Consider the following 14,091-nt stretch of genomic DNA (forward strand, 5'->3'; position numbering starts at 1 on the left):
GAACCCGGGTCCGATGGGCCACCGTACGCGCTGTCCGACCCGCACGCCTCGCCTTCCCCGGACCCGCCCCGGCAGTCCCGGCGGCCCTACTCGCCGAACTTTCCGACCAGCTTCCGCGCCAGTTCCTGCGTCCTGTCCTGCATTTCCTTGCTGTCCGGCGCGTCGCCGGCGGCCGTCGGCTGGGCCTCGTACGCGATGGTCACCACGACGTTCGACGTGCGGAACACCACAGTCACGGTCCGGGTCGGCGACGCCGTCGACCCCGCCTGTACGTCGTTGAGGAACGCCTGGTCACCGAGGCCTTCGAGCAGGCGCGGCTGGAGATCGGTCGGCGACGCGGAATCGGACGCGGAGCCCGAACCGGCCGATTTCGGCGAACCGGACTCCTCGGATGGATCGGACGACTTGCCGGCGGACTTCCCGGACGACTTGCCGGACAGCCCCGACTTCGACGACGCGGAGGCCGAGGGGGGCGGCGGCGAGGAATCTGCGCCGCCGGGCTCCACCGTGCCCGTCACCGTGCCCGGGTCCGGCAGATCCGCCTTCTCGGCCTCCGTGGCGAAGACCTGCTCCGCCGACGAGTCGTCGCTCACCCCGGCGTCGTACGACACCACCCGCTCGAAATCCAGCGTCAGCCGGTGCGAACCGCCCGCCGCCGAGTCGTCCTTCCAGCGGCACCCGACCCGGCGCCCGGTGTCGAACGTGGTCGTCGCCACGCCCTCGTACGCCCTGTCCCGCTGGTCCTCGTCCGTGATCTTCGCGATCCCCGGCAGCATCGTGTCCAGCATGCTCTGCTCGGGCTGGCCGCACGGCTCCGGCAGGGTGCGGTACTTGCCCGGCTTCGCGACGGAGGCCGAGGTGCTGACGTCGTCCGGCTTGGAGTCGTCGGTGCCGCCGCCGTCGTCGGCGCCTGCGCTGCACCCGGCGAGCAGCGCTGTCAGAAGGACGGCGACACCCGGCACGTACGCGTACGACTTCCGCTGCACCCTGGGGCTCCTTACTGGGCTGATGCCGGGTTATTCGATTGCCGCGGCGGGGCGGCCGATGGTGCCATGTCTATCGCACGCATCGCCGTGGACGCCGGTCCAGCATCCTTTTTGTTGACCTTGGCTCCGGTATTTGCGTTTCCCTACTTCTGTTCACTTAGGCCCAACTGTCGCGTACAACGGGGGATTTCATGTCATACGTAGAGGTACCTGGAGCAAAGGTCCCCATCCGCATGTGGGCCGATCCGGCCACGGTCGAGGACGCCGCGATGCAGCAGCTCCGCAACGTGGCGACCCTCCCCTGGATCAAGGGCCTCGCCGTCATGCCCGACGTGCACTACGGCAAGGGCGCGACGGTCGGTTCCGTCATCGCGATGCGGGGAGCGGTGTGCCCGGCGGCGGTGGGGGTGGACATCGGGTGCGGGATGAGCGCGGTGAAGACATCGCTGACCGCCAACGATCTGCCGGGTGACCTGTCCCGCCTGCGCTCGAAGATCGAGCAGGCGATCCCGGTGGGCCGCGGCATGCACGACGACCCGGTCGACCCGAGCCGGATGCACGGGTTCGCGACGGCGGGGTGGGACGACTTCTGGGGGCGGTTCGAGGGGGTCGCCGACTCGGTGAAGTTCCGGGAGGGGCGGGCCGTCAAGCAGATGGGAACGCTGGGCGCCGGCAACCACTTCGTAGAGTTTTGTGTCGATACGTCCGATTCGGTGTGGCTCATGCTGCACTCCGGTTCCCGCAACATCGGCAAGGAACTGGCGGACCATCACATCGGTGTGGCCCAGGGCCTCCCGCACAACCAGAACCTGGTCGACCGCGACCTGGCCGTGTTCATCTCGGAGACCCCGCAGATGGCGGCGTACCGCAACGACCTGTTCTGGGCGCAGGAGTACGCCAAGTACAACCGCTCGATCATGATGGCGCTCTTCAAGGACGTGATCCGCAAGGAGTTCAGGAAGGCCAAGCCGGTCTTCGAGCCGGAGATCAGCGCTCACCACAACTACGTGAGTGAGGAGCGCTACGACGGTATGGACCTGCTCGTCACCCGCAAGGGCGCGATCCGCGCGGGCTCCGGCGAGTACGGCATCATCCCGGGCTCCATGGGCACGGGCTCGTACATCGTGAAGGGCCTCGGCAACACGGCCTCCTTCAACTCCGCGTCGCACGGCGCGGGCCGGAGGATGAGCCGGAGCGCCGCGAAGAGACGTTTCTCGACGCGGGACCTGGAGGAGCAGACGCGGGGCGTGGAGTGCCGCAAGGACTCCGGTGTCGTGGATGAGATCCCCGGTGCGTACAAGCCGATCGAGCAGGTCATCGACCAGCAGCGGGATCTGGTCGAGGTCGTCGCGAAGCTGAAGCAGGTCATCTGCGTCAAGGGCTGACCTGGCTGAAGGGCCCGGGCGGCAGCCGGTCCGGGCCCTCGATTCGCTGCTCCGGCATCGGTTCCTTTCCGCTGCGGAGCCGCCCCTGGCGCAGATTGCAGCTCTGGTGGGTGCGGCCCGGCTCTTCGGCGGCGGCTTCCGCCAGGGTGATCGATCCGATTCACCCTTGTGCGTGGCCGGGGCCATGGCGTCAGGGCACCAGCACCAGCCGCCCCCGCACCCCGCCCTCCGCCAGGCGGGCGTGGGCCTTCGCCGCGTCCGTGAGGGGGAAGGTCTCGGCGACCCGGGCGGTCAGGACGCCCTCGTCGGTCAGGCGGGCGAGTTCCGCGAGTCGGGTGCCGTCCGCCGTCACCTCCACCGAAGATGTGCGCACCCCGCGCTCCGGTGCCGGTTCCGCGCCGGGGATGACGCCGACGTACGCGCCGCCGTCCCGGACCCAGCCGAGCGCCTCGGCGCCGATGAACGCCGCGTCGAGGACTCCGTCCGCAGGGGCGGGCGTCGTACCGCGTGCCGCGAAGGCCGTCGCGCCGAAGGAGCGGGTCAGCTCCTCGTCGGCCTCGGCCGCGTACGCCGTGACCTCGATGCCGCGGTGGGCGGCGAGCTGGATCGCGTAGCCGCCGACGGCGCCGGCCGCACCGGTGATCAGCAGCGACTGGCCCGGTTCCAGGGCGAGCCGGTCGAGGGTCTGCGCGGCCGTGAGGGCGTTGAGGGGGATGCTCGCCGCGTGGACCGCGTCCACGGAGGTCGGGGCGGCGGCAACCGCGGATGCGTCGACGACGACGTACTCGGCGTGGGTGCCGAGCTGCTTGATGGGGCCGTGGTGCACGGCGATGACCTTGTCGCCCACCTGCCACTCGGGGGAGTCGCCCACCGCGTCGACGGTTCCGGCGACGTCCCAGCCGAGGCCGATCCGCTGCCCGGCGCCGCCGAAGGCTCCGGAGCGCACGCCCGCGTCGACCGGGTTGAGGGCGGCGCCGGCGACCTTGATCCTGATCTGGCCCGCGCCCGGTTCGGGTCGCTCGACGTCCACGATCTCGACCGCTTCCGGTCCGCCGAACTCCGTGACGACTGCTGCTCGCATGACAACTCCTGTTTTTGTTGGGCCAGTTGGTGCGGTTCTTGCGCTTCCCTTTCCGCAGTGACGACTCTATGGAGTGCTACTCTCTTTTGGTAAGTACGTACCTGGAGGTGCGTACGGCACCGTGAAGTGCGCGGGAGGTCCGGGGAGCCATGGCGACGAGGACGGCGGCGCAGCGCCGCGAGCAGGCGCGGTTCGCGTACGACGCGTTCCTGCGGGAGTGCCCGACCAATCAGCTGCTCGCGCGGCTGAGCGACAAGTGGGTGAGCCTGGTCGTGGCGGCACTCGCCGGGCACGACGGGCCGATGCGGTACTCGGATCTCGGCCGGAAGGTCGCGGGCGTCAGCCAGAAGATGCTCACGCAGACGCTGCGCGGCCTGGAGCGGGACGGGCTCGTGGCGCGGACGGTGACGCCGTCCGTGCCGGTGCGGGTCGACTACGAACTGACCGTGCTGGGCCGCAGCCTGAGCGGTCTGCTCGTCGCGGTGAAGGACTGGGCGGAGACGCACATGGACGAGGTGGCCGTGGCGCGGGAGAGCTACGACTCCCACGCCCAGTAGCTGTCCGGGGTTGTCAGAAGTAGTACGTGTCCCCTGTGTCCAGGACCAGCACCTGGTGCCGGTTGTTGTCCGGGTTGTGGTCGACCGGGCCGCCGGTCCAGACGGTGTCGAGGCGGACGGTCACCTCGGTGGGGCGTGCGGCGAGGCGGACGTCGACGGTGAGCGGGGTGCCGAGGGCCGCCGCGGGAAGGGCGCCGGTGCGGCAGTCGACGGTGCGCGGGCCCGTGCGCAGGCAGGCGTCGGGCAGGCCGGGCTGGGCGTCGGTGAGCGGGGCGGACAGGGCGAGCCGGAGAGTGGTGTCGGGGACGTCGGTGGGGCCGTGGTTCTCGGGGGTGAGAGCGACGGTGACCCGGTCGCCGGCCAGCCGGACGCTGCCGTGGTGGGCGAGGTCGGCCTCGGCGGGGGCGGTGCCGCCCGGCGGCAGCAGGAGGACGAGGGCGGGGGCGAGAGCGAGGGCCGGGTGCACGGCTGACCTCCTGGTGCGCTGGGTCGGTGGGCCGATCTATCCCACGTGCGCGGCGCCGTGACACGTGCGTGACACCCTGTGGCGCATGACCGTCGCTCGTTCCGTGTTCCTGTTCGTCCTCGCCGCGCTGTTCGAGATCGGCGGCGCCTGGCTGGTGTGGCAGGGGGTGCGCGAGCACCGCGGGTGGGCGTGGATCGGCGCGGGGGTGATCGCGCTCGGGCTGTACGGGTTCGTGGCGACGCTCCAGCCGGACGGCGAGTTCGGGCGGATCCTGGCGGCGTACGGCGGGGTGTTCGTGGCCGGTTCGATCGCCTGGGGCGTGGTCGCGGACGGGTACCGGCCGACCCGCTGGGACGTGGCCGGCGCGCTGATCTGCCTGGTGGGGATGGCCGTGATCATGTACGCCCCGCGGGGCGACTGACCGCCCGTCGTACGCTGGCACCAGCCGTCCGTCGAGCCCCGAGGAGCAGTCATGGCCCCCGCCCCCGCATCCCGTATCGCCGTCATCACGGGCGCGAGCAGCGGCATCGGTGCCGCGACGGCCCGGCAGCTGGCGGCGGCCGGATACCGGGTGGTGCTCACGGCACGCCGCAAGGACCGCATCGAGGCGCTGGCGGAGGAGATCAACGCGGCCGGGCACCAGGCCGCCGCGTACGCCCTCGACGTGACGGACCGGGCGGCGGTGGACGAGTTCGCGACGGCCTTCAAGACGATCGGCGTGCTGGTGAACAACGCCGGCGGGGCGCTGGGCGCCGACCCGGTGGCCTCCGGCGACCCCGAGCAGTGGCGCCGGATGTACGAGACGAACGTGCTCGGCACGCTGAACGTGACGCAGGCCCTGCTGCCCGCCCTGACCGCGTCCGGCGACGGCACGGTCGTCGTCCTCTCCTCGACCGCCGGGTTCGCGACGTACGAGGGCGGCGGCGGTTACGTGGCCGCCAAGCACGCCGAGCACGTGCTCGCGGAGACGCTGCGCCTGGAGATCGTCGGCACTCCGGTGCGGGTCATCGAGGTGGCGCCCGGCATGGTGAAGACGGACGAGTTCGCGCTGACCCGGTTCGGCGGGGACGAGGAGAAGGCGGCGAAGGTGTACGCGGGGGTGGCCGAGCCGCTGACCGCGGACGATGTCGCCGACACGATCAGCTGGGCCGTGACGCGGCCGCCGCACGTGAACATCGACCTGCTCGTGGTCCGGCCGCGCGCCCAGGCGTCGAACACCAAGGTGCACCGTGAGCTCTGACGCGCCGGATCCGCTGGACGTCCTCCAGCGCGAGTTCGACCAGCGCCGGCTCGCCGAGGAGAAGAAGGGCGAGCGGTACATGTGGTGGTACCTGGGCTACTTCCTCTTCGGCATCCACATCGTGGCGTTCGTGATGATCTACGCGATCAGGCACGCGGGGTAGTGAGGCCGTAGATCGTCTGCGGCTCCGGTGGGGGCTGGTCGCGCAGTTCCCCGCGCCCCTGAGATGCGCACTTCGTGCGCCATCTCATCACCAGAGGCGCGGCGGAGCCGCAGACTCTGTCGGGGAGGCTGCGCGGAGCGCCTGCCTCAGGGGCGCGGGGAACTGCGCGGCCAGCCACGACGAGGGCCGCAGGCGAAGGGCGGCCTAGTTCGACGGGTAAGCCGTCGGCGACACCCCCACCGTCGCGGTGAAGTCGCGGACGAGATGGGCCTGGTCCGCGTACCCGAGGTCGGCGGCGAGGGCGGCCCAGTCGACGGCGTCGCGCCGGGCGGCCGCCTCCACCGCCTCATGGATGCGGTAGCGCAGCACGCACCACTTGGGGCTGACCCCGACATACCCGGCGAACAGCCGCTGGAGCGAGCGCACCGAAAGCCCCTCCTCGGAGGCCAGGTCGGCGACCCGGTGCACGGCGCGCTCGGCGCGGATCCGGGCGACGAGGCCGCGTGCGAGCTCGGCCTGCGGATCGGGGACGGCCGGGACGAGGGGCAGCAGGTAGGCGTCGAGGGCGGCGGCCCGGGCACGGTCGTCGGCGGGGTGGAGCGCGGCGGCCGGGTCGGTCGCCGGGAAGACGTCCGCGTACGGCAGCACCTGGCCGGTCCACGCGGAGACCGGCCGGTCCGGCGCGAAGGGCCGGAACATGCCGGGCCGGAACTTCACCCCGCAGACCCGGCCGCGCCCGCCGATCTTGCGGGTGTAGAGGCCGGGCGCCCAGACGCCGGTCAGCTCCCCGTACGGCGGGCCGTCCGCCTCGTCCCACTGGAACGTCAGGTTCACCGCGGGGTGCGGGACGACGTGCGAGGCGTAGGGGACGGGCAGGTCCCAGTCGATGAGCCAGTAGTTCTCCACGTACGGGCGCAGCGCCGGCGCGGGCTCGTGGCGGCGGAACCGGACGCGTGTCAGCAGCGAGTCCGGATCGACGATCCCGCGCGTGTCACGCTCCATGTCCGGATCGTACGGCGGGGCACCGACAACGGGCGGAATAAGGGGGGAGGGGGCACTGTTCCAGGGGTATAGTTGAAGCATCAACAATCTGGAAGGTGAGCAGCCATGCAGTTCGGGATCTTCACCGTCGGTGATGTCACGGTCGACCCGACGACCGGGCGTGCCCCGACCGAGCACGAGCGGATCAAGGCGATGCTGGCCATCGCGCTCAAGGCGGAGGAGGTCGGCCTCGACGTCTTCGCGACCGGCGAGCACCACAACCCGCCGTTCGTCCCGTCGTCCCCGACGACGATGCTCGGCTACATCGCGGCCCGCACCGAGAAGCTGGTCCTGTCCACCTCCACCACCCTGATCACCACGAACGACCCGGTGAAGATCGCCGAGGACTTCGCGATGCTCCAGCACGTCGCGGACGGCCGCGTCGACGTGATGATGGGCCGCGGCAACACCGGCCCGGTCTACCCGTGGTTCGGCAAGGACATCCGCGACGGCATCGACCTCGCCATCGAGAACTACGCCCTGCTGCGCCGCCTGTGGGACGAGGACGTCGTGACCTGGAAGGGCAAGTTCCGCACGCCGCTCCAGTCGTTCACCTCCACGCCCCGCCCGCTCGACGGCGTCGCGCCGTTCGTCTGGCACGGCTCCATCCGCTCCCCGGAGATCGCCGAGCAGGCCGCGTACTACGGCGACGGCTTCTTCCACAACAACATCTTCTGGCCCGCCAGTCACACCAAGCAGATGGTGAACCTGTACCGCCAGCGCTACGCCCACTACGGGCACGGCACGCCGGAGCAGGCCATCGTCGGCCTCGGCGGTCAGGTGTTCATGCGGAAGAACTCGCAGGACGCGGTGCGCGAGTTCCGCCCGTACTTCGACAACGCGCCGGTCTACGGCCACGGCCCGTCCCTGGAGGATTTCACCCGCGAGACGCCGCTGACCGTCGGCTCGCCGCAGGAGGTCATCGACCGGACGCTGTCCTTCCGCGACTACGTGGGCGACTACCAGCGCCAGCTGTTCCTGATGGACCACGCGGGCCTGCCGCTCAAGACGGTCCTGGAGCAGCTCGACCTCCTCGGCGAGGAGGTCGTGCCGGTGCTGCGCAAGGAGTTCGCGAACCAGCGCCCGGCGAACGTGCCGGACGCGCCCACCCACGCCGCGCGCGTCGCGGCGAAGGCCGAGGAGGTCCGGAGCGCATGAAGCTCGTCGTCGTGTCCGCGGGACTGAGTTCTCCCTCGTCCACCCGGCTGCTCGCCGACCGGCTCACGGCGGCGACCCTGCACCAGATGGCCGCTGGGGACGCGGAGGTGGAGGTCGTCGAGCTGCGCGACCTCGCCACCGAGATCGCCCAGCACTTCGTCACCGGCTTCCCGCCGGCCCGGCTCGCCGCCGCGCTCGACGCGGTGGCGGCCGCGGACGGCCTGATCGCCGTGACGCCGGTGTTCGCGGCCTCCTACAGCGGACTGTTCAAGTCGTTCTTCGACGTCATCGACAAGGACGCGCTGACCGGCAAGCCCGTGCTGGTCGCCGCGACCGGCGGTACCGCCCGGCACTCCCTGGTGACCGAGCACGCGCTGCGTCCGCTCTTCACGTATCTGCGCGCCCTCGTTCTGCCGACCGCCGTGTACGCGGCGTCGGAGGACTGGGGCGAGGAGGGCCTCGCCGCCCGGATCACCCGTGCGGGCGGCGAGCTGGCCCGGTTCATGGCGCCGACCGTGACCGTGCCCGACTCCGCGCCGGACGTGGACACCGCCGCCGCGATCGCGCCGCGTTCGCTGCACGGCGCGATCACCTCGGTCGATCCGGCCGACGGCTTCCAGGTGGTCCCCTTCGAGCAGCGGCTGGCGTCCCTACGGCCGGCCGACGAGGCGTAGGGCGGCCGGCTCCGGCGCCTTCCACGCGGTCCAGCCGTGGGTGTCGGGCAGCACGTACGGGGTCCAGTTCCGGGCGTAGGACGGTGGCCGCTCGCCGCGGGGCGTGAGCACCGCCGTGGGCACCCGCGCCGCCCGGCGCAGCAGTTCCGCGCGGGTCGTGGAGGTGTTGTTGCCCTGGATCTGCGCGGAGGCGCAGCCCGCCGCGTAGCCGATGGGCAGCGCGCGCGGGCCCGTGACCAGGCAGGGCGGGGTGAGGCCCAGGGTGCGCAGGCCGTGCGCGGCGGCGACGTAGCGGGCGTCGGTCGCCGCGGTGGAGGCGACCACCCGGTTCAGCACCACGAACTGGGTCACGATCTGCGCCGCGACGAGGACGACGGCGGCGATCGCCAGCGGCCGGCGGCGCTTCAGGCGCCGCAGCAGCACCGCGACGGGCAGCGCCAGCAGCGCGTAGGACGGGAGCAGGAAGCGCGGCGCGGAGTAGCCGATGAGCAGCAGGTAGGACGCGCTCAGGGATGCCGCGCAGGCCACCGGCAGCGCGGTGGTCAGGAGCCGATCGCCGCGCCGGGCCACCACGACCGCCGCCACCGCGAGCAGCGGCAGCGCCAGCCACCACAGGGCGAGTCCGGGCCGGTCGGGGGCGCCGGCCGTGCAGGGGCGGCACAGCAGCGGGCCGTTCACCGCCCGCCAGGCCGTGCCGAGGTTCAGGTGCGGGCCCATGTCGCCCTCGGTGGCGCTGGACACGTGCAGCCGCTCGGTGACCCCGCCCCAGCGCACGTACGCCTCGACGACCCACTGGGCGAGCCCGGCCGCGAGCCCGGCGGCCAGCCACGGCAGGGCGCGCCTGCGGCCCCGTACGACGAGGGCGTACGCGGCGAGCGGCAGCACCAGCCACACCGCGTCCGGCGCCCGGAACAGGGCGACCACCGCGACGCACAGCGCCGGCTGCCAGGTGCCGCCGCGCAGGAACCAGCCCACGGCGCCGACCGCGCCGAACGCCACCCACAGGTTGGGCATGGCCATCGCCCCGGACAGCACGCTGATCCACAGGCTGCCGAAGAGCAGCGCGGCGAACGCGGTGGTGCGGGCGCCGATCAGCGGGCGCCAGACGCGGAACGCCGCGTAGAGCGCGGCGGCGGACAGCACGGCGAGCACGGCGCGCAGGGCGAGCGGCCCGGCGCCGGCCGCGACGAACGGCGCCGTCAGCAGGCTCGTGCCGCGCGAGCGCGGCGCGCTGAAGAAGACGGCCGGATTGCGCGGGTCGTACTGGGAGACGTAGACGGACTCGTCCCAGCCGAGGCCGTGGCCCAGCTGGGTGACGACGAGCGTGAGTTGGGCGACTGCGTACAGCGCGGCAACGGCCGCGAGCCAGATGTCGGGGCCCGGAGTACGCCGTTCACGGGAACGGGGTACCCCGGGCCGGGTGCGCGGCGGTGCCGACGCCGCCGCGGACACGGGACCCGCGGCGGCCAGGGCGAGGGCTCCGGCGGGCGCGAGTGCGGGACGGAGGACGGACCGCCACCGACTTTGCCGGCCCGTCCTCCGTCCCTCGGGGACCCGCCGCCATCGGGGAACGGGGGCCGAGGACCCCGGCGGGACGGGCGTTTCGGTGGGCGGTGCGGCGTGGTCGTGCGTCGGAGGCGTGGGCATCGTTCCCCTACGGTGTCCGGGGCCGCGCGGCAGCGCCCCCGGCCCGGTGACCTCGGCCTTCATGGCGTGTCCCCTCTTGTCCGGTTTGTCTGCGGGGTCGTGTCCCGCGTACCGAACGGGCTTTTCTGCGCGCCCAGTTGACGGCCCGGCCGCGCAGCCGTTGCCCTGCACGACGCCGTCTCGTCGCTCCGAGTTGGGTGAAAAGCAAGCCATAACGGGCGACGATCGGCTCCGGGTCGTAGCGGTGCGCGGATTCCAGCGCGGCCGCCCCCATCGACCTGCGGAGCGTCTCGTCCTCGATCAGCTCGACCATGGCCTCGGCGAGCGCCCGCGCGTCGCCGACCGGCACCAGACGTCCGTCGTGCCCGTCCGTGATGATCTCGCCGGGGCCGAGCGGCGCGTCCGTGCTCACCACCGGGACGCCGCAGCGCATCGCCTCCACGAGCGTCATCCCGAACGACTCCGCGTCGGAGGCGCTCACCACGAGCGAGGCCCTGGCGAACTCCGGCTCGATCGGTGACACGGCGCCCATCAGCCGGGCCCGCCCGGTCAGCCCGAGCCCGGACACCAGATTCCGCAGCCGTTCCTCCTGCGCGCCGCCGCCGTAGATCCGCAGCTCCCAGTCCGGCTCCTTCGCCGCCACCGCGGTGAACGCCTCCAGGAGCAGGTCGTAGCGCTTGCCCGGGGCGAGCCGCCCGGCCGCCGCGATGATCTTCGACGTGCCGTCCGACGGCGGTACGGGGGCGGGCGGCACGATGTTCGGCACGGACAGCACCCGCACCCCCGGCAGCACCATCCGCGCGCGGTAGACCGCCGCGTCCTCCTCGGTCACCGTCACGACCGCGTCGAGCTGCCGGTAGTAGCGGGCGAGCACCGACCGCAGCTTCTTGCTGTGCGCGTCGTGCCGCAGGTGCTCCTGCGCGAGCCGCAGCGCCCGCTTCGGGCCCCACTTCGCGAGGTAGACGTTGACGCCGGGGCGGGTGCCGATGACGACATCGGCGTCGCACCGCTCCTCCAGGTACGCGCGCACCCGCTGGTCGTGCAGGAGCGAGTACTGCTTGTGGCGCTTCTCGGCGGCCGGGAACTCCCGGGCCGGTTCGCCGTACGCGGGCAGGGCGCTGTCGGCGCTGCCGTCCCGGGTGTCGACGAGCGGGACGAGCCCGATCCGCGGGTCGACCGGGAAGCGCGGCGTCTCCCGGTGCCGGGACATCGACACGATCTCCACCTCGTGGCCGCCGTGCTCGGTGAGCGCGGCGGCGAGGTTGAGCGTCGTGCGCACCGTGCCGCCTATGGCGTACACGTTGTGCAGCAGGAACACGATCTTCATGCGTACTGCCTTCCCCGGCTTGCCCCCAATGTCCGGAAGGGAGCCTGGCCGGATCAGGTAAGCCGCCCGTCCGGTGGGGGTGAGAGGCAAGTAAGAAGCCCTTTGGCGGACGGCTGATCAGGGGATGCACACCCGGCCCGGGGGCACACTGGCTGGGTGTCGCACACCTCTCCGCTCACCCCGGCCCCCGCTCCGACCGTGCTGCTCGCCGAGGACGACCGGCCGATCCGCAACGCCCTGGAACGCGCCCTGGCGCTGGAGGGCTATGTGGTCACGGCCGTCGCCGACGGCGTCGAGGCGCTCGCCGCCGCCCACCGCTCCCGGCCCGACATCCTCGTCCTGGACGTGATGATGCCGGGCATCGACGGCCTCCAGGTCTGCCGGGTGCTGCGCGCCGAGGGCGACCGCACCCCGATCCTGATGCTGACCGCGCTGGTCGAGACCCCGGACCGGATCGCGGGCCTCGACGCGGGCGCCGACGACTACGTGGTGAAGCCCTTCGACGTGGAGGAGGTCTTCGCCCGGCTGCGCGCCCTGCTGCGCCGCGCCGCCCCGGCGCCCGAGGAACCCTGCGACGACGGCCGCCAGGTGACCGCCGCCGACCTGCGCATCGACCCGGCCGCCCGCCGGGCCTGGCGCGGCGTGCGGGAGCTGGAGCTGACCAGGACCGAGTTCGACCTCCTGGAGCTGCTGGCCCGCAACAGCGGCATCGTCCTCGACCACGCCACGATCTACGACCGGATCTGGGGCTACGACTTCGGGCCCGGCTCGAAGAACCTCGCGGTCTACGTCGGCTACCTCAGGCGCAAGGTGGACGAGCCGGACCGGGTTCCCCTCATCCACACGGTCAGGGGAGTGGGCTACGTGTTGAGGGAGGGCTGAGGGTGAGTCCCGCCTCCCGGAGCCTGCGCACCAAGCTGGCCCTTTCGTTCGCGGCGGTGGCCGCGGGCGTGACGGCGCTCGTCGGCTTTCTCTCCTACGGTTCGGCGGCCCGGCTGGTCCGCGTCGACCAGGAGGCCGTCTTCGACCAGGTCGTCCACGATCTGCGCCAGCAGGTGCGCCGGCAGACGCTCACGCCCGACGACTTCAGCTCCGGCGACCCGGACCACGACGGCCCGCGCGACGACCTGACCCGGCCGGTCGGCACCGACATCCAGATCCTCGGCCCCGGCGGCACGGTCACCGACCGGGGCAACCCGCCGCTGCCGGTCGAGGCCGACGACCGGCGCGTCGCCGACGAGAGGACGGCGGGCAGCCTCTCCGAGGACACCGACGTGCAGATCGACGGCGACGAGTACCGGCTGGCGACGGTGTCGCTCGGCGGGGGCCGCGGCGCGGTGCAGGTCGCGCAGGAGTTCAGCGACACCGAGGACCTGCTCGCCGAGCTCCAGCGGCGCACCCTGCTGTACGCGGGCGCGGTCGTCGTCGCGGCCGGCCTGTTCGGCTGGTGGCTGGCGCGGCGCGTCACCTCGCGGCTGGTCCGGCTCGCGCAGACCGCCGAGTACGTGGCGTCGACCGGCCGCCTCGACGTCGCGGTGCCGGTCACCGGCGGCGACGAGGTGGGCAGCCTCGGCCGCTCCTTCGACCGGATGCTGGGCCGCCTGGCCCGCTCGGTGGAGGACCAGCGCCGTCTGGTGCAGGACGCGGGCCACGAGCTGCGCACCCCGCTGACCTCGCTGCGCACCAACATCTCGCTGCTGCACCGGATCGGTGAACTGCCGCCCGACGCCCGCCGGGAGCTCGTCGCCGACCTGGCCCAGGAGTCCCGTGAACTCACCGATCTGGTCAACGAGCTGGTGGAGCTGGCGGCCGGCAAGGAGGACGACGAACCGGCCGTCGCGGTCGCGCTCGCGGAGACCGCCGAGGACGTCGCGACGCTGACCCGGCGCCGCACCGGCCGCATGATCACCGTCCGCGTGGACGGCCCGCCCGACGTCGACACCACGATCACCGGCCGCCCGGCGCAGTTGCAGCGCGCCCTGTCCAACCTCGTGGAGAACGCCGCCAAGTTCGACACCGGCGGCACCGCCCCGATCGAGATCGTGGTCACCCGGCTCTCCGGCGTCGGCAGCGGGGTGCGCGTGGAGGTCCTCGACCGCGGCCCCGGCATCGCCGACACCGACGCGGACCGCGTCTTCGACCGCTTCTACCGCGCCCCGGCCGCGCGCAGCCTGCCCGGCTCGGGGCTCGGCCTGTCGATCGTGCGGGAGGTCGCGGCGGCCCACGGCGGAGTGCCGTTCGCCGCGCGGCGGGACGGCGGGGGAGCGGTGATCGGCTTTGTGGTGAAGGGACTTGAGGAGTCCGGCGAAGCGAACGGCGCCCGGCGGCCCCATGGCGCCGCACCCCCGCGCCGGACACCATGACCC

15 protein-coding genes are annotated in these 14,091 nt (G+C 72.6%); 9 read left to right on the top strand and 6 right to left on the bottom strand.

Annotated elements, in window-relative coordinates; translation table 11 throughout:
- Nucleotides 1–86 precede the first annotated feature (86 nt).
- On the bottom strand, nt 87–986 hold the full coding sequence (locus ABII15_RS22035) for a DUF3558 domain-containing protein (RefSeq protein WP_353944037.1): 900 nt from the start codon (nt 984–986) through the stop codon (nt 87–89).
- Nucleotides 987–1,177: 191 nt separating this feature from the next.
- Here ABII15_RS22035 and ABII15_RS22040 point away from each other — a divergent pair, with 191 nt between their 5' ends.
- The gene (locus ABII15_RS22040; RefSeq protein WP_353944038.1) at nt 1,178–2,371 is read left to right on the top strand and encodes an RtcB family protein; all 1,194 of its coding nucleotides are present in this window, start codon (nt 1,178–1,180) and stop codon (nt 2,369–2,371) included.
- A 190-nt stretch (nt 2,372–2,561) separates the two neighbouring features.
- On the opposite strand, the gene ABII15_RS22045 is transcribed toward ABII15_RS22040, so the two are convergent.
- Nucleotides 2,562–3,452: an NADP-dependent oxidoreductase gene (locus ABII15_RS22045; RefSeq protein WP_353944039.1), complete on the bottom strand. Its 891-nt coding sequence runs from the start codon at nt 3,450–3,452 to the stop codon at nt 2,562–2,564.
- A gap of 149 nt (nt 3,453–3,601) precedes the next feature.
- Here ABII15_RS22045 and ABII15_RS22050 point away from each other — a divergent pair, with 149 nt between their 5' ends.
- A complete protein-coding gene (locus ABII15_RS22050; RefSeq protein WP_353944040.1) occupies nt 3,602–4,009 on the top strand; it encodes a helix-turn-helix domain-containing protein in 408 nt (135 codons plus the stop codon).
- 13 nt (nt 4,010–4,022) lie between these two features.
- On the opposite strand, the gene ABII15_RS22055 is transcribed toward ABII15_RS22050, so the two are convergent.
- The gene (locus tag ABII15_RS22055; RefSeq protein WP_353944041.1) at nt 4,023–4,475 is read right to left on the bottom strand and encodes a hypothetical protein; all 453 of its coding nucleotides are present in this window, start codon (nt 4,473–4,475) and stop codon (nt 4,023–4,025) included.
- Between the two features lie 85 nt (nt 4,476–4,560).
- On the opposite strand from ABII15_RS22055, the gene ABII15_RS22060 reads away from it, so the two are divergent.
- The 3 genes from ABII15_RS22060 to ABII15_RS22070 are packed head-to-tail and all read left to right on the top strand — an operon-like array spanning nt 4,561 to nt 5,878.
- A complete protein-coding gene (locus ABII15_RS22060) occupies nt 4,561–4,896 on the top strand; it encodes a YnfA family protein (RefSeq protein WP_353944042.1) in 336 nt (111 codons plus the stop codon).
- A gap of 51 nt (nt 4,897–4,947) precedes the next feature.
- Complete coding sequence (locus ABII15_RS22065; protein ID WP_353944043.1) at nt 4,948–5,715, top strand: SDR family NAD(P)-dependent oxidoreductase; 768 nt, start codon at nt 4,948–4,950, stop codon at nt 5,713–5,715.
- On the top strand, nt 5,705–5,878 hold the full coding sequence (locus ABII15_RS22070) for a hypothetical protein (protein ID WP_353944044.1): 174 nt from the start codon (nt 5,705–5,707) through the stop codon (nt 5,876–5,878). The genes ABII15_RS22065 and ABII15_RS22070 overlap by 11 nt, the downstream gene beginning before the upstream one ends.
- Before the next feature lie 204 nt (nt 5,879–6,082).
- Here the strand turns inward: ABII15_RS22070 and ABII15_RS22075 are convergent, their stop codons facing one another.
- The gene (locus ABII15_RS22075; RefSeq protein WP_353944045.1) at nt 6,083–6,880 is read right to left on the bottom strand and encodes an AraC family transcriptional regulator; all 798 of its coding nucleotides are present in this window, start codon (nt 6,878–6,880) and stop codon (nt 6,083–6,085) included.
- Nucleotides 6,881–6,985: 105 nt separating this feature from the next.
- On the opposite strand from ABII15_RS22075, the gene ABII15_RS22080 reads away from it, so the two are divergent.
- Nucleotides 6,986–8,077 (top strand): LLM class flavin-dependent oxidoreductase, encoded by a 1,092-nt coding sequence (locus ABII15_RS22080; protein ID WP_353944046.1) that lies wholly within the window; start codon nt 6,986–6,988, stop codon nt 8,075–8,077.
- On the top strand, nt 8,074–8,751 hold the full coding sequence (locus ABII15_RS22085; protein WP_353944047.1) for a CE1759 family FMN reductase: 678 nt from the start codon (nt 8,074–8,076) through the stop codon (nt 8,749–8,751). The genes ABII15_RS22080 and ABII15_RS22085 overlap by 4 nt, the downstream gene beginning before the upstream one ends.
- Here ABII15_RS22085 and ABII15_RS22090 read toward each other — a convergent pair.
- Both ABII15_RS22090 and ABII15_RS22095 read right to left on the bottom strand, forming a co-directional pair.
- On the bottom strand, nt 8,728–10,203 hold the full coding sequence (locus ABII15_RS22090) for a hypothetical protein (protein ID WP_353944048.1): 1,476 nt from the start codon (nt 10,201–10,203) through the stop codon (nt 8,728–8,730). The two genes, ABII15_RS22085 and ABII15_RS22090, sit on opposite strands and share 24 nt — an antisense overlap.
- A 202-nt stretch (nt 10,204–10,405) precedes the next feature.
- Nucleotides 10,406–11,725, bottom strand: a complete 1,320-nt coding sequence (locus ABII15_RS22095) for a glycosyltransferase family 4 protein (protein ID WP_353944049.1) — start codon at nt 11,723–11,725, stop codon at nt 10,406–10,408.
- Between the two features lie 198 nt (nt 11,726–11,923).
- Between ABII15_RS22095 and ABII15_RS22100 the strand changes: the two genes are divergently transcribed.
- Both ABII15_RS22100 and ABII15_RS22105 read left to right on the top strand, forming a co-directional pair.
- A complete protein-coding gene (locus tag ABII15_RS22100) occupies nt 11,924–12,607 on the top strand; it encodes a response regulator transcription factor (RefSeq protein WP_353947151.1) in 684 nt (227 codons plus the stop codon).
- 2 nt (nt 12,608–12,609) lie between these two features.
- Nucleotides 12,610–14,088 carry a HAMP domain-containing sensor histidine kinase gene (locus ABII15_RS22105; protein ID WP_353944050.1) on the top strand — a complete coding sequence of 493 codons (1,479 nt, stop codon included), beginning with the start codon at nt 12,610–12,612 and terminating at the stop codon, nt 14,086–14,088.
- Nucleotides 14,089–14,091: the final 3 nt, after the last annotated feature.

Source organism: Streptomyces sp. HUAS MG91 (assembly GCF_040529335.1).
Taxonomy (GTDB): Bacteria; Actinomycetota; Actinomycetes; order Streptomycetales; family Streptomycetaceae; genus Streptomyces; species Streptomyces tabacisoli.

Excerpts from the sequence above, each read along its gene's own strand:
- ABII15_RS22040 (WP_353944038.1), top strand. The coding sequence starts at position 1,178 with ATGTCATACGTAGAGGTACCTGGAGCAAAGGTCCCCATCCGCATGTGG.
- ABII15_RS22045 (WP_353944039.1), bottom strand. The coding sequence starts at position 3,452 with ATGCGAGCAGCAGTCGTCACGGAGTTCGGCGGACCGGAAGCGGTCGAG.
- ABII15_RS22050 (WP_353944040.1), top strand. The coding sequence starts at position 3,602 with ATGGCGACGAGGACGGCGGCGCAGCGCCGCGAGCAGGCGCGGTTCGCG.
- ABII15_RS22060 (WP_353944042.1), top strand. The coding sequence starts at position 4,561 with ATGACCGTCGCTCGTTCCGTGTTCCTGTTCGTCCTCGCCGCGCTGTTC.
- ABII15_RS22065 (WP_353944043.1), top strand. The coding sequence starts at position 4,948 with ATGGCCCCCGCCCCCGCATCCCGTATCGCCGTCATCACGGGCGCGAGC.
- ABII15_RS22075 (WP_353944045.1), bottom strand. The coding sequence starts at position 6,880 with ATGGAGCGTGACACGCGCGGGATCGTCGATCCGGACTCGCTGCTGACA.
- ABII15_RS22080 (WP_353944046.1), top strand. The coding sequence starts at position 6,986 with ATGCAGTTCGGGATCTTCACCGTCGGTGATGTCACGGTCGACCCGACG.
- ABII15_RS22085 (WP_353944047.1), top strand. The coding sequence starts at position 8,074 with ATGAAGCTCGTCGTCGTGTCCGCGGGACTGAGTTCTCCCTCGTCCACC.
- ABII15_RS22095 (WP_353944049.1), bottom strand. The coding sequence starts at position 11,725 with ATGAAGATCGTGTTCCTGCTGCACAACGTGTACGCCATAGGCGGCACG.